Source organism: Bradyrhizobium sp. INPA03-11B, assembly GCF_040446015.1.
Lineage (GTDB): Bacteria > Pseudomonadota > Alphaproteobacteria > Rhizobiales > Xanthobacteraceae > Bradyrhizobium > Bradyrhizobium macuxiense_A.
On the sequence record NZ_JASGSR010000166.1, the window covers coordinates 1 to 13,791 of the forward strand.

At 65.0% G+C, this 13,791-nt stretch carries 13 protein-coding genes; 5 read left to right on the forward strand and 8 right to left on the reverse strand.

The genetic code is table 11. The annotated features are described in order from the left end of the window. The 5 genes from QMZ05_RS37300 to QMZ05_RS37320 form a co-directional block, all read right to left on the reverse strand. Positions 1–870: AMP-binding protein (locus QMZ05_RS37300; RefSeq protein WP_353705298.1), on the reverse strand; the 870-nt coding region annotated here is incomplete at its 3' end. Positions 871–1,030: 160 nt separating this feature from the next. After that, positions 1,031–1,810: an ABC transporter ATP-binding protein gene (locus tag QMZ05_RS37305; protein ID WP_353705299.1), complete on the reverse strand. Its 780-nt coding sequence runs from the start codon at positions 1,808–1,810 to the stop codon at positions 1,031–1,033. A gap of 10 nt (positions 1,811–1,820) precedes the next feature. Continuing rightward, complete coding sequence (locus tag QMZ05_RS37310; protein WP_050423024.1) at positions 1,821–2,579, reverse strand: ABC transporter ATP-binding protein; 759 nt, start codon at positions 2,577–2,579, stop codon at positions 1,821–1,823. Further along, positions 2,576–3,727, reverse strand: a complete 1,152-nt coding sequence (locus QMZ05_RS37315; RefSeq protein WP_353705300.1) for a branched-chain amino acid ABC transporter permease — start codon at positions 3,725–3,727, stop codon at positions 2,576–2,578. The genes QMZ05_RS37310 and QMZ05_RS37315 overlap by 4 nt, the downstream gene beginning before the upstream one ends. 10 nt (positions 3,728–3,737) lie before the next feature. Continuing rightward, positions 3,738–4,613 (reverse strand): branched-chain amino acid ABC transporter permease, encoded by an 876-nt coding sequence (locus tag QMZ05_RS37320; protein ID WP_050423026.1) that lies wholly within the window; start codon positions 4,611–4,613, stop codon positions 3,738–3,740. Between the two features lie 293 nt (positions 4,614–4,906). Here QMZ05_RS37320 and QMZ05_RS37325 point away from each other — a divergent pair, with 293 nt between their 5' ends. Then, positions 4,907–5,659, forward strand: coding sequence for an ABC transporter ATP-binding protein (locus QMZ05_RS37325; protein ID WP_353705301.1), 753 nt, complete (start codon positions 4,907–4,909; stop codon positions 5,657–5,659). Continuing rightward, complete coding sequence (locus tag QMZ05_RS37330) at positions 5,656–7,176, forward strand: permease (RefSeq protein ID WP_353705302.1); 1,521 nt, start codon at positions 5,656–5,658, stop codon at positions 7,174–7,176. Before QMZ05_RS37325 ends, QMZ05_RS37330 begins: the two co-directional genes overlap by 4 nt. Before the next feature lie 31 nt (positions 7,177–7,207). Here the strand turns inward: QMZ05_RS37330 and QMZ05_RS37335 are convergent, their stop codons facing one another. Beyond that, positions 7,208–8,146: an alpha/beta hydrolase gene (locus tag QMZ05_RS37335; RefSeq protein ID WP_353705303.1), complete on the reverse strand. Its 939-nt coding sequence runs from the start codon at positions 8,144–8,146 to the stop codon at positions 7,208–7,210. 172 nt (positions 8,147–8,318) lie between these two features. Here QMZ05_RS37335 and QMZ05_RS37340 point away from each other — a divergent pair, with 172 nt between their 5' ends. The 3 genes from QMZ05_RS37340 to QMZ05_RS37350 all read left to right on the forward strand — a co-directional run bounded on the left by QMZ05_RS37340 (position 8,319) and on the right by QMZ05_RS37350 (position 11,173). Further along, complete coding sequence (locus tag QMZ05_RS37340; protein ID WP_353705304.1) at positions 8,319–9,134, forward strand: MBL fold metallo-hydrolase; 816 nt, start codon at positions 8,319–8,321, stop codon at positions 9,132–9,134. A gap of 45 nt (positions 9,135–9,179) precedes the next feature. Continuing rightward, entirely contained in the window at positions 9,180–10,229 is a 1,050-nt protein-coding gene (locus QMZ05_RS37345; protein WP_353705305.1) for an amidohydrolase family protein, read from the forward strand. 62 nt (positions 10,230–10,291) lie between these two features. After that, the gene (locus tag QMZ05_RS37350) at positions 10,292–11,173 is read left to right on the forward strand and encodes a GNAT family N-acetyltransferase (RefSeq protein ID WP_353705306.1); all 882 of its coding nucleotides are present in this window, start codon (positions 10,292–10,294) and stop codon (positions 11,171–11,173) included. 197 nt (positions 11,174–11,370) lie between these two features. Here QMZ05_RS37350 and QMZ05_RS37355 read toward each other — a convergent pair whose 3' ends face one another. Beyond that, positions 11,371–12,627 carry an aminopeptidase gene (locus QMZ05_RS37355; RefSeq protein WP_353705307.1) on the reverse strand — a complete coding sequence of 419 codons (1,257 nt, stop codon included), beginning with the start codon at positions 12,625–12,627 and terminating at the stop codon, positions 11,371–11,373. Between the two features lie 119 nt (positions 12,628–12,746). Beyond that, a partial coding sequence (locus QMZ05_RS37360) for an adenylosuccinate lyase family protein (protein ID WP_353705308.1) occupies positions 12,747–13,791 on the reverse strand: 1,045 nt, incomplete at its 5' end.

Consider the following 13,791-nt stretch of genomic DNA (forward strand, 5'->3'; position numbering starts at 1 on the left):
GGAATAGAACTTCTCCCAGATCCGCGGCACCGCGAGGAATGCGGTCGGCTGCACCTCGCGCAGATTGTCCGGCACGGTCTCCGGGCTCTCGGCAAAATTCATCACCGAGCCGAGCGCGAGCGAGATGTAATAGCCGCCGACCCGCTCGGCGACATGGCAGAGCGGCAGGAACACCAGCCGCTCCTCGCTGTCGGTCGAGGGGTAGAGATCGTTGGCGTGGCGCATCTGGTGCGTCACGCTGCGGTTGGAGTGCATCGCGCCCTTGGGCGGGCCCGTGGTACCCGACGTATAGACCAGGATCGCGAGATCGGAGGCGGTGCGGCTGCCGGTCATTTCATCCCACAGGGCGTCGTTGCCCTGCGCATGATTGCGGCCGAGCGCCGTGAATTCGGCGAGCGACAGCACCATCGGATCGGAGAAGCCGGAGAGGCCCTCCATGTCGAACACGACGACCTTTTCCAAGGTCGGACAGCGCGACCGGCAGGTCAGCACCTTGTCGAGCTGCTCCTCGTCCTCGACGAAGATCACCCGGGTGCGGGAATCGTTGACGAGGTATTCGACCTGCGCCGCCGAATCGGTCGGATAGATGCCGGAGGAGACGCCGCCGGCGCACAGGATGCCCATGTCGGCATAGACCCATTCCGGCACCGCGTTGGCGATGATCGAGGCGACGTCGCCGGGGCGGAAGCCGGTCGCATGCAGGGCGAAGGCGATGTCCTTGGAGATCTGCAGCCATTCGCGCCAGCTGGTCGGCTGCCAGATGCCGAACTTCTTCTCGCGGATCGCGGGCCTGTCGCCACGCGTTTGCACCGCGAGCAGAAAGCTCCTCGCGATCGTGTCGGCGACCGTCAGCACCGCTGGTCCTGCCATGCGCGCTCCTCCTCTGCCGCCTGCTTCGCGCGCCGGCTCGGGTGCCGGTCTTGTTGGCGAAACAGGCCCGAAATCTAGCTCCAACTCGCTCTCAGTGCCAAACCAACTTTAGTCAGCACCAAATCTCCCTCAGCGCCGGGCCTTCAACGCCAAGTCTTCCCTAGCGCCAGGTCTTCTTTTTCTTCCAGCGCCGCTCGCCCCGTGCGCCCGCTTCCTTGGCGCCGAGATAGAACTCCTGGATATCGGGTGAATTGAGCAGCCGCTCACAGGTGTCGTTCATGACGACCCGGCCGATCTCCAGCACATAGCCGTAATGCGCCGTCTCCAGCGCGATCTTGGCATTCTGCTCGACCAGCAGGATCGACATGCCCTGCTCCTCGTTGACGCGGCGGATGATGGTGAAGATCTCCTTCACCAGGATCGGCGACAGCCCAAGCGACGGCTCGTCCAGCAGCAGCAGCGTCGGCCGGTTCATCAGCGCGCGCCCGATCGCCAGCATCTGCTGCTCGCCGCCCGAAAGCTGTCCAGCCGGCTGGCCGAGCCGCTCCTTCAGCCGTGGAAAATAGCCGTAGACGCGCTCGAGGTCCTGCGCCACACCGTCGCGGTCGTTGCGCAGATAGGCGCCCATCATCAGGTTCTCGCGCACCGACAGGAACGGAAACACTTCGCGCCCCTCCGGCACATGGCTGAGGCCGAGCCGCACGATCCGGTCGGCCTCCATGCGCTGGATCGGCTTGCCGAGGAATTCGATCGAGCCCTTCTGCGGATCGAGGATGCCGGAGATCGTCTTCAGCACCGTGGTCTTGCCGGCGCCGTTGGCGCCGAGCAGCGTCACGATCTGGCCGCGCGGCACCTCGAGGCTGATGCCGCGGATCGCCATGATCGGCCCGTAGTAGCTCTCGATGTTGGAAAGCTTGAGGATGATGTCCGATGTGCTCATGGCATCATCCTCATGCGCCGAGATAGGCTGCAACGACGTCGGGATGGTGCTGCACTTCGGACGGCGAGCCCATCGCCAGCACGCGGCCGTAATTCAGCGCAATCACGCGGTCGGAAACGCGGTTGACCAGCGTCATGTCGTGCTCGACCATCAGCACGGTGATGCCGAGCTCGCTCTTCATGTCGCGGATCCAGAACGACATGTCGTCGGTCTCCTCGACATTGAGGCCGGATGACGGCTCGTCGAGCAGGATCAGCTTCGGCTCCGAGCACAGCGCGCGCGCCAGTTCGATCACCTTGCGCACCCCGTAAGGCAGGCCCGAGATCAGCTTGTCTCGGTAGGGCTCGAGATCGAGGAATTCGATCACCTGCTCGACCCGGCGGCGATGCGCCTTCTCACCGGCGCGGACGCTCGGCAGGAACAACAGCTCCTGCCAGAGCCGGGTGGTGGAATGGCGGTGGCGCCCGACCAAGAGATTGCTCAGCACGGTCGCGTTCTCGAACAGCTCGATGTTCTGGAAGGTGCGCGCGATGCCGAGTTTCGCGATGTCGTACGCAGGCTGCTGGGTGATGTCCTGATCCTCGAAGAAGATCTTGCCGGAGGTCGGCGGATAGATCCGCGAGATCAGGTTGAAGATCGAGCTCTTGCCGGCGCCGTTCGGCCCGATGATCGAGAGGATCTCGCCCTTCTCGACCGCGAAGCTGACGGCATCGACCGCCTTGAGGCCACCGAAATGCAGCGACAGGTTCTCGGCGCGGAAATAGCTCATCTGTTCCGCTCCGATTTCACATAGATCTTCTGCCGCTTGAAGGTCGCGCGCTTGTACAGCGGGAACAGCTGGAAGAAGAGCTTGATCTTGAGCCAGCGGCCATAGAGCCCGAGCGGCTCGAACAGCACGAACAGCACGATGATGACGCCGTAGATCGCGCCCTTCAGCCCGTTGGCGGAGGCAAAGGCCGCGACCGCATCCTGGATGTGGCCGGCGCGCTCGGTGCCGGCGCCGAGCGTTGCCGCGGCGCCTGCGATCACGCCGGGCATGTCGTCCTTCAGGTAGGTCAGGAACGGATCGATCATGACCAGGAAGATCGCGCCCAGCACCGCGCCGTGCAGGCTGAACGTGCCGCCGATCAGGATCACGATGATGAACTCGATCGAGAGCTGCAACGTGAACATCTCGGGCGAGATGAAGGAGAGCTTGTGGGCGAACAGCACGCCGGCAAAGCCGGTGATACCAGCCGAGATCGCGAACGACTTCACCTTGTAGAGCGCGACGTTGATGCCCATGCTGCGCGCCGCGGTCTCGCTGTCGCGGATCGCGACAAAGGCGCGTCCGGTCGGCGAGCGCAGCAGGTTGAGCGTGCCGACGATGGTCAGCACCAGCACCGCAAGACAGAGATAATAGAACGTCGGGCCGTCGCGCGACACCGTGGTGCCGAGCAGCTGCATGGCCTTGACCCGCATGCCCTCATTGCCGTTGGTCACGCTCTCCCAGCGCGCCATGATTTCCTCGACGATGAAGGCAAACGAGATCGTCGCGATCACGAGATAGATGCCCTGCAGCCGCAGCGCCGGAAATCCGACCAGCGCGCCGACCACGCCGGTCAGCAGCCCCGCGGCGAGGAAGTAGACCGGAAACGGTACGTTGAATTGCTGCAGATAGGCCGCGGTATAGGCGCCGATCGCCAGAAACGCGGCATGGCCGAGCGAGGCCTGTCCGGTGAAGCCGGTCAGGATCATCAGCCCGACGCCGACGGTTGCATAGATGCAGACGAAGACGAGCTGGCTCATCAGGTAGCTTGACAGCACATAGGGCGCGATCAGCAGCACCGCGAGCAGCAGGCCGTAGGAATAGACGTAGCCGGAATGCGGGAACAGCCTGATGTCGTCTTCATAGTCGGTCTTGAAGAGAAACCGCATATGTCGCTCCTCAGACCTTTTTACGGACGTGAAGGCCGAACAGGCCCTCGGGCTTGAGCAGCAGCACCGCGAGCAGCACGATGTAGGGCGCGACGTCCTTCCATCCCTGCGGCAGGTAGAAGCCGGCCATGCTCTCGATCACACCGATCAGCACGCCGCCGACCACCGCGCCGGGGATCGAGCCGAAGCCGCCGAGCACGGCGGCCGGAAACGCCTTCAGCCCCAGCACCAGGCCGACATTGGAGTGGATGAAGGTGATCGGGGCCAGCAGCACGCCGGCGCAGGTCGCCACCGCCGCCGAGATCGCCCACACGATCGAGACCACGCGCTTGACCGGAATGCCCATGTAATAGGCAGCCAGCATGTTCTCGGAGCTGGCGCGCATCGCGGTGCCGAGCGTGGTGCGGTTGAAGAACAGATAGAGCAGCGCGCACAGGATGATCGTTGCCGCGATCACCGACAATTTGTCATAGGCGAGCACCAGGCTGCCGATCCGCAGCACGCCCTGGCTGAACGGCGTCTCGATCTTGAAGTCGTCGGTGCCCCAGATCATGCCGGCCACCGAGCGCAGAAAATAGCCGAGCCCGATCGTCGCCATGATGATGGAGAACTGCGGATAGCCGAGGATCGGCCGTACCACGACCCGCTCAGCCAGCATGCCGAACAGCGCCATGCAGATCACCGCGCCGGCGAAGCCGACCCAGTAATTCAGCCCGAGCATGCCGATGAACGTGAAGGCGAAAAAGCCGCCCAGCATCATCAAATCGCCTTGCGCGAAATTGACGACCTCGGTTGCCTTGTAGACCAGCACGAAGCCGAGCGCGATCAGGCCGTAAACGCAGCCGAGCGCGATGCCGCTGACGAGCTGCTGAACGAAGTCCAGCATCGTTCCCTCCCCGATGCCCGGCGATTCTTGTCGATCGCTCGTTGCATCCCGCCTTCACGCCCTTGTGTCGGAAGCGCTGAAAGCCGCCTATGTCCACCCGGATTGAGCCAAAACGCCCGATCCCTGTCAACAAACCGGTGATCCGGCTGTATCATCACATTTACGGAGATATGCCGCAGCACGGACTAATACGGATATCGCGTTCGATTTGCCCCGTGCGATTCACTGCACCGAAACGGTTTTTGTCCAAGGTCACGCAACCGACGAGCGAACTCCCGGATCGCCACCACATCATGACATCGCAACTGTCCGCACTGGCCCTGCGAGGGTTAACCAAGGGTTTTGACCGCCCGGCGGTCGACGCGCTCGATCTCACCATCCACGTCGGCGAGTTCTATGCGCTGCTCGGTCCGAACGGCGCCGGCAAGACCACGACGCTGCGCATGGTGGCCGGGCTATTGCGGCCCGATGCCGGCTCGGTGTCGATCCTCGGCATCGATGCGCTGGCCGACCCGGTCGCCGCCAAGCAGATCATGGCCTGGGTGTCCGACGAGCCGATGATCTACGACAAGCTGACCCCGCTGGAATATCTCGAATTCGTCGCCGGCCTGTGGGGCATCGATCCCCGCACATCGGAGAAGTCGGCACGCAATCTCTTGATCTCGCTCGGGCTCGAGCCGCATGTCAACGAGCGCTGCGAAGGTTTTTCCAAAGGCATGCGCCAGAAGGTGGCGCTCGCCGGCGCGCTGGTGCACGATCCGCGCCTGATCATTCTCGACGAACCGCTGACCGGCCTCGACGCGCTGTCGGCGCGTCACGTCAAGGGGCTGCTGCAGGAGCGCGTCCGCACCGGCTGCACCGTGATCATGACCACCCATATTCTCGAAGTCGCCGAGCGCATGGCCGACCGGATCGGCGTGATCGCGTCCGGCAGGCTGATCGCCGAGGGCACGCTCAGCGAGCTGCGCGAGCAGAACGGCCGCAACGACACCACCCTCGAGGACATGTTCATCGCGCTGGTCGACACCGAGGCGGCGGCCGCGTGAGCTCGACCGCCCATCTCACCTGGTTCGCGCGCCACGAATTCCGCCTGGCCTGGCGAGAATGGCTGGCGATGATGACCGGCGGCCGGCGGCGGCGCAATCGCGCCGTCATCAGCCTGTTGGTCTTCGCGGCGATCCTGCATCTGCCGGCCTATGCCGTGGTCGCCCGCTATGTCGACGTCAGGTTTCCGCTCGATCCGTCCTCGCTGATCGTGCTGACCGCGACGATCTTCCTGTCCTGGGCGCTGATGGTCTCGCAGGCGATCGAGTCGGTGACGCGCGTGTTTTATGCCCGCGCCGATCTCGATCTGATCATGTCGTCGCCGGCCAAGCTCACCAACATCTTTTCGATCCGGATCGCCGCGATCGCGCTGACGGTGAGCAGCATGGCGCTGCTGCTGTCGACGCCGTTCATCGACGTGCTGGTGTATCTCGGCGGCCCGCGTTGGCTCGCCGGTTTCGGCGTCGTGCTTGCGATCGGGCTGTCAGCGGCTGCCGCGGCGATCGCCGTCACCGCGTTCCTGTTTCGCGTGATCGGGCCGAGTCGGACGCGGCTGGTGGCGCAGATCGTCTCCGCCGTCATCGGCGCTGGCTTCGTCATCGCCCTGCAGGTCGTCGCCGTGCTGTCCTACGGCACGTTGTCGCGCTTTGCCTTTCTGACCTCGGATACCGCGGCCCGAATTGCTCCCGCGCCCGACAGCCCGTTGTGGTGGCCGGCGCGCGCATCGCTCGGCGATCTCGAGATCATGATGCTGCTGCTCGCAGCAAGCCTCGTGCTGCTCGGTGTCGTGATGGCGGTGTTCGCGCCGCGATTTGCCGACACGGTCGCAAGCGTTGCCGCCAATCCGGCTGCGGTCACGCATGGGAGGTCCCGCGCATTCCGGTCCGGCTCTCGGCAGCAGGCCTTGCGTCGCAAGGAATTCCTGCTGCTGCGTCGCGATCCGTGGCTGCTGTCGCAGAGCCTGATGCAGATGCTCTATCTGCTGCCGCCCGCGCTGATGCTGTGGCGAAGCTTCTCCGGCACGTCGACCGCGATCGTGCTGATCACGCCTGTCATCGTCATGGCCGCAGGCCAGCTCGCCGGCGGGCTCGCGTGGCTGACCATCTCGGGCGAGGACGCGCCCGATCTGGTGGCGACCGCACCGCTGCCGCCATCACGCGTGACCCGCGCCAAGATCGAGGTCGTCCTGATTGCCATCGCCGCCGTCTTCGCGCCCCTGGTGCTGGCACTCACATTCGCCTCGCCGCAGCAGGCCGCGGTCACGGCGATCGCGATCATCATCGCGACCGCATCCGCCGCCGCGGTCCAGCTCTGGTTCCGTGCGCAGGCCAAGCGCAGCCAGTTCCGCCGGCGCCAGACCTCCTCCCGCATCGCCACCTTCGCGGAAGCCTTCTCCTCGATCGGCTGGGCTGCAACCGCGGCACTGGCGCTGACGATCCCTGTGGCTGCGCTCGTCAGCGGCATTCTGACGCTGCTGACGCTTGCCATCGCCTGGAAGATCAGCCCGCGCCAAGTCTGACACCCAAGTCTGACCGGCCAAGCCTGACGCGTTACGCCTTCATCACCTCCATCACCGCCGCGGCAAAGGCCTCCGGCTGCTCCTGCGGCAGGTTGTGGCCGGCGCGCGGGATCACGCGATAGGCGCGGCGGGCCGTGTACCTGGCTGCGCTGGCACTGCCGTCGGTCGCAGCAGTCACCCCGTCATCGGCGCCGTCGAGCGTGATGGTGGGCACCGCAATCACCGGCAATACGCCGAGCCGCCGCTGTATGTCTGCGTATTGCGGGTCCCCTTCGACGACGCCGTAGCGATGGCGATAGCTGTGGATCACCACATCGACATAATCGGGATTGTCGAACGCAACAGCGGTGCGCTCGAAGCAGGCATCGTCGAACGCCCAGCTCGGTGACCATTGCGACCACAGGATCCGCGCAATGCCGCGCCGGTCGGCGGCAAGCCCCGCGCGTCCCCGCTCGAGCTGGAAGTAATACTGATACCAAAGCGGCACCTCGCGCTCCGGCCGTGCCGGCACCATGGCATGCGCGATGTCCTGGATCATGTAGCCGTTGGTGCAGACCAGTCCGATGCACCGTTCGGGCCACAGCGCCGCGCCGATCGACGCAGCACGGCCGCCCCAATCATAGCCGGCGAAGGCCGCGCGCTTGATGCCGAGCGCATCCATCAGCGCCATCATGTCGGCCGCGATCGCCGCCTGCTCGCCCGAACGCGGCGTCGCCTTGTCGCGGAAGACCGTTGGCCCGTAGCCGCGCAGATAGGGCACGATGACCCGGCAGCCCTGCGCCGCCAGCCTGGGTGCGACGTCCACATAGGCGTGAATGTCGTAGGGGAAGCCGTGCATCAGCAGCACGGCCGGTCCGTCGGCCGGGCCTGCCTCGTAATAGGCGATGTCGAGCACGCCTGCGTCGACATGGCGCAACGGCTCGAGCCGTTTGGTCGACGATGCGCGCGGCGCGGAGGTATTGTCGGTCACGCAGAACTCCCTGATCGCTGATCTGCGCGGCATGATAGCGCTTGGCAGCTGAATAATCGCCCGGATCGTATTGCAGCCAGCGCCGTGGAGCGATGCACCGGCCTCATCATGACGGCACGCCGATTGCGCGCTAGTCTGACGCCGGCGGATACCGCTGCAGACGGAACAGCTCATGCTGAGATTGCTCGCCGCGCTCGTCTTGCTGGGAACGCTGACCAGTCACGCGGTCGCGCAGGACGCCCAGCGCAGCGAATGCCTGGCGATGGCCAATGCGCCGCCGCGCGCCACCCCGGTGAGTTACCGGCGCGTCGCGGCCAAAGCGGACGAGGTCGCGATCACCTATGCCGGTCACTCGACCTACTACATCGACACGCCCGGCGGCATCCGGATCGCGACCGACTACAACGGCGTCTATCAGACCGGGCGATTGCCCGACGTCGCAACCATGAACCGGGCCCACGCGACGCATTACACGCTGTTTCCCGATCCCCGAATTCCCCATGTGCTGCATGGCTGGGGCGAAAACGGCCAGGCCGCGCATTACGCGGAGCGGATTGGCGACGTTTATGTCCGCAACGTCACCACCGACATCCGCCGCTATTGGGGCGAGGACGCCGGCGGCGAGATGATCAAGGACGGCAATTCGATCTTCATCTTCGAGGTCGCCGGCCTCTGCATCGGCCATCTCGGCCACCTCCACGTCAAGCTCGACGACAGCCAGTTCGCCGCGATCGGCCGGCTAGACATCGTGATGGTACCGATCGACGGCACCTATACGATGTCGCTCGACGGCATCTCCGAGATCACCAGACGCTTGCGCGCCTCGGTGGTGCTGCCGATGCACCGTTTCGCCACCCCGCTCGACGAGTTCATGCGCCTGATCGGCCAGCAGTTCGAAATCGACCGCCGCGGTGGCGAGCGCACCTTGCGGATCTCGCGCGACACGCTGCCGGCGACACCGACGGTGATCATCCTCGACGGGGTGTAATGTCTCTGTTCAACAAGAAGCAAAACCAAACGGGAGTGAGAATCCATGGCCAGCACTCTGCCCGCCTCAGCCAGCGGGCTCTATGCCAATCCGCTCGAAGACTGGCTTGCCCAATATACCGAGGAGATCATCGATCCCGACAGGCCGATCGTCGACCCGCACCATCATCTCTGGGACCGCGGCGGCCTGCGCTATCTGATCGAGGAGATGCGCGACGACATCGCCTCCGGCCACAACATCGTGGCGACCGTCTATGTCGATTGCCGGTCGATGTATCGCGCCGACGGGCCGGAGGCGTTCCGCCCGGTCGGCGAGGTCGAGTTCGCCAATGGCGTCGCCGCGATGGCGGCGAGCGGCGGCTATGGCAAGACGGCGATCTGCGCCGGCATCGTCAGCCACGTTAACCTTCTGATCGGCGATCAGGCCAAGGCGGTGCTGGAGGCGGAGATTGCGGCCGGCAACGGCCGGTTCCGCGGCATCCGCCACTCCTCGGCCTGGGACGAGGACCCCAACGTCGCCCACATGTATGCGAACCGGCCGAAGGGCATCTTGCTGGATTCCACCTTTCGTAGGGGGTTCGCCTGCCTGGCGCCGCTCGGCCTCAGCTTCGATGCCTGGTTGTTCCATCCGCAGATCGGCGAGCTGACCGATCTCGCCCGCGCCTTTCCCGACACCAGGATCGTGCTCGATCATTGCGGCGGCCCAGTCGGCACCGGCCGCTTCGCCGGCAAGCGCGAGGAGACCTTTCCGGTCTGGAAGGCGTCGATCCGGGAGATCGCCCAATGCCCGAACGTCGTGGTCAAGCTCGGCGGGCTGGCAATGTGCCTGCTCGGCTATGACTTTCACCTGCGCCCGAGGCCGCCCTCGTCGGAGGAACTCGCCGCCGCCTGGCGGCCTTATGTGGAGACCTGCATCGAGGCGTTCGGGCCGAACCGTTGCATGTTCGAAAGCAACTTCCCACCTGACAAGGGACAGTGCAGCTATCAGGTGATCTTCAACACCTTTAAACGGCTTGCATCACAATATAGCGAAGCCGAGAAGACGGCGTTGTTCTTGAAGACGGCAAAGGATGTCTATCGGCTCGATATCGGGTAAGCTTCCGACTCATGGATGACGGCATCACCATCCGGCCGCTTCGAGAGGCTGATGCAGAAGCGGTGGTCAAACTTTACGCAAAGGCTGCTGCGGTGGAACCGCGGCTAGGCCCTGTCACGCTGCCGCAATGGGACCAGTTCCTGAAGTTGCCGCAGAACCGTGGCGGCCGCGACTTTCGTGTTGCCGAGCAGAATGGCCGGCTCGTCGGCCTCGCCGAATCCTCATTGCGCGACCAGGGCGCGCATCATTCCCGGTTCCTCAAGATCGTCGTGGCGCCCGATATGCGACGCCAGCGGATTGGCCTTGCGCTATTCGACGACGTGCTTGCGATCGACACCAACGCGGATCTCACCGTGCAGACGCTGGCGAGCAGCGACTGGCCGGCGGGAATGGCCTTCGTGGCCGCCTTCGGCTTTGTTCATCTCGAATCCGAGATCGGGATGAAGTGTGTCGAGCCGTTGCAACCGGCGCGGACCCTCGCGGCTGCCCGCGCCACCATTGAGCAGGTCTCAGACGTGACCGCCTGCGCGGCCGAGGTCGCACGCATCCACAATGCCGCCTATGCCTCGGACGCCGCCTTCCGCCTGTACTCGCGGGAGGAGATGGCGCAGGTGCTGACCGAGACCGAAGTCTGGATCGCGTCGGAAGATGGACAGATGTCGGGCTTCTGCCTGACCGAGCCGGAGCGGAACTCGATGTGGATCGAGTCGGTCGCCGTCGACCCGGCGCGGCAGGGACGCGGGCTCGGCCAGCTCCTGGTGTATCGCGTGCTCAGCGCCCATGACGTGTCGGTCGAGCATCCCTGCTGGCTCAACGTCTCGAGCCGCAATGCTCCCGCGCTGAAGATCTACCGCCGGCTCGGCTTCAAGCCCCAGCACGAGACCTGCCGCTTCAGCGCCACGCGAGGCGAACTGATCGCTGCGAGGGAGCGGCGGTTTCGTTAGTCCACCCGGCAGCTTAGTCCGGCAACAAGAACCTAGCCCCGTCACCCTGGGGTGCGAGCGGAGCGAGCCTCGAAGGGCGAACGGCCGGGCTCTCTCCGAGCCCGCAGCAACATCCGGGCCGCGCATCCTTCGAGGCGCGCGAGTGCGCGCACCTCAGGATGACGGGACTGACCTTCAGCGGACGGGCTAGTGAGGCCTTACGCCCACTCGCCCTTGCGGAACACCGGCACACTGCAGCCGTCGGCGTGGATGCCGTCGATGTCGGTGTGGGCGGAGCCGATCATCCAGTCGATGTGAATGAGGCTCTTGTTGCCGCCCTGCTCGGCGATCTGCTGCGGCGTCAGCTTGTCGCCGTTGACGAAGCATTTCGAGTAGCACTGGCCGAGCGCGATGTGCGAGGCGGCGTTCTCGTCGAACAGCGTGTTGAAGAACAGCAGCCCGCTCTTCGAGATCGGCGAGGAATGCGGCACCAGCGCGACCTCGCCGAGGCGGCGCGCGCCCTCGTCGGTGTCGAGCACCTTCTTCAGCACTTCCTCGCCGCGCGAGGCCTTTGCTTCGACGATGCGGCCTTCCTCGAACTTCACCGAAATATTGTCGATCAGCGTGCCCTGGTAGGACAGCGGCTTGGAGGAGACGACGTGGCCGCTGACGCGGCGGCAGTGCGGCGTGGTGAAGACCTCCTCGGTCGGGATGTTGGCATTGCAGACGATGCCGTTCTTGGCGGTCGAGGCGCCGCCTTCCCATTCATGGCCGTCGGCGAGCCCGATCGTGAGGTCCATGCCGGGGCCGGAATATTTCAGCGCGTGGAAACGCTGGCCGTTCAGCCATTCGGTGCGCTCGCGGAGTCTGGCATTGTGCTGCTCCCAGTTGGCGACGGCACCGTCCTGATCGACGCGAGACGCTGAGAAGATCGCATCGGCAAGCTTGGCCACCGCGACATCCTCGGCATCATCGGGGAACACCTGCTTGGCCCAGGACGTGCTCGGATAGGCGATGATGTTCCAGTTGGTGTCGAAATTGACGATCTTCTCCAGCGCCGGCTGGTAGGCGATCGAATTGGCCTTGCTGGCGCGCGCGACCTTGGCCGGGTCTTCGCCCGACAGCAGCATCGGATTGTCGCCGACGATCGCGAGCCGTGCGGTGTTGGCGCCGAACGCCTTCGCCATGCCCTCGTAGAGCCAGCCCGCGGCACGATCGAAGCTCGCATCATTGCCGTAGCGGTAGCGCGCCAGCGTCAGCTCTTCGTCCGAGAAGAACGGGGTCACGAGACCCGCGCCGGCCTTGTAAGCATGCTCAACGACGCGCCGCACCAGCGGCATCGCCGCGGCCGGCGCCGTCAGCAAAAGATCCTGCCCCGGTTGCAGCTGCAGGCCGACCTTGATTGCGACTTCGGCGAGCCGATCGAGCTTCACGGGATCGATCGAGGCGGAAAGGTTGCGTTGATGTGCGGTCATGAAGCGTCCGGCCGTGTCGTTTGAGGGATTTTCAGGATTCGTAGTCCAATTCGATCCGCATTCGCAAGGTTCCTGCCCGTAGCCGCCGATCACGCGACGGCGAGCAATTGCCGCGAATTTTACCGCTTCAATGACGTCAGTACCCGGTCGACCATCTCGGGCGCGAGGCCGAGGTAGTTTTTCGGCGCGGTGAGGCGGTCGATCGTCGCCCGGTCGATCCGGCTCGCCACGCGCTGATCCGCCGCCAGCGCCTCGGCCAGGGTCAGGCCCTTGTCGCTCGCGACGCGGCAGGCGTCATAGACCACGTCATGCGCCTCCTGCCGGCCGATCGCGGGCGCGAGACCCATCATCACGGCCTCGGCGACGATCAGGCCGCGGCTGATGTCGAGATTGTCGGCCATCCGCCTTTCATCAACAATGAGGCCGCCGAGCGCGAATTTGGCCTGGTGCAGCGCGCCTGCGGTGAGCACAAAGCTTTCCGGGATCGCCATCCATTCGGCGTGCCATGGCCCGGTGGCGCGCTCGAAATCCTGCACCATCGCATCGAGCATCAGGCCGGCATGCTGGCGCACCGCCTTGGCGGCAGCGAGCATCAGCTCCGACGAGATCGGATTGCGCTTCTGCGGCATGGTCGAGGACGCGCCGCGTCCCTTCACGAACGGCTCGTAGACCTCGGCGAACTCGGTCGACGCCATGATCATGATGTCGAACGCGATCTTGCCGAGCGTGCCCGTGACCAGCGCCAGGAAATTCACGGCTTCGGCCAGACCGTCGCGCGCGACGTGCCAGGTCGAGACGGGCACACCGAGGCCGAGCTCCTCGCACAGCGCCTGCTGGACCTCGAACCCCTTGTCGCCCAGCGATGCCAGCGTGCCGGCGGCACCGGCGAACTGGCCGACCAGCACCCGCGGCTTCAGCTCCTCCAGCCGCGCGGCATGGCGATCGAAGGCGGCAAGCCAGATCGCGGTCTTGTAGCCGAAGGTCACCGGAAGGGCCTGTTGCAGATGGGTGCGGCCGGCCATCGGCGTGTCGCGGTACTTTTTCGAAAGATCGGCGAGGATGCCGCGCAGCGCGCGGATATCGTCCTCGATGATCTTGAGGCCGTCGCGCAGCTGCAGCACCACGGCGGTGTCCATGATGTCCTGCGTGGTCGCGCCCCAATGG

Bases quoted from the DNA above. Each gene is read 5' to 3' on its own strand.
- QMZ05_RS37305 (WP_353705299.1), bottom strand. From the start codon at position 1,810: ATGAGCACATCGGACATCATCCTCAAGCTTTCCAACATCGAGAGCTAC.
- QMZ05_RS37310 (WP_050423024.1), bottom strand. From the start codon at position 2,579: ATGAGCTATTTCCGCGCCGAGAACCTGTCGCTGCATTTCGGTGGCCTC.
- QMZ05_RS37315 (WP_353705300.1), bottom strand. From the start codon at position 3,727: ATGCGGTTTCTCTTCAAGACCGACTATGAAGACGACATCAGGCTGTTC.
- QMZ05_RS37320 (WP_050423026.1), bottom strand. From the start codon at position 4,613: ATGCTGGACTTCGTTCAGCAGCTCGTCAGCGGCATCGCGCTCGGCTGC.
- QMZ05_RS37325 (WP_353705301.1), top strand. From the start codon at position 4,907: ATGACATCGCAACTGTCCGCACTGGCCCTGCGAGGGTTAACCAAGGGT.
- QMZ05_RS37340 (WP_353705304.1), top strand. From the start codon at position 8,319: ATGCTGAGATTGCTCGCCGCGCTCGTCTTGCTGGGAACGCTGACCAGT.
- QMZ05_RS37345 (WP_353705305.1), top strand. From the start codon at position 9,180: ATGGCCAGCACTCTGCCCGCCTCAGCCAGCGGGCTCTATGCCAATCCG.
- QMZ05_RS37355 (WP_353705307.1), bottom strand. From the start codon at position 12,627: ATGACCGCACATCAACGCAACCTTTCCGCCTCGATCGATCCCGTGAAG.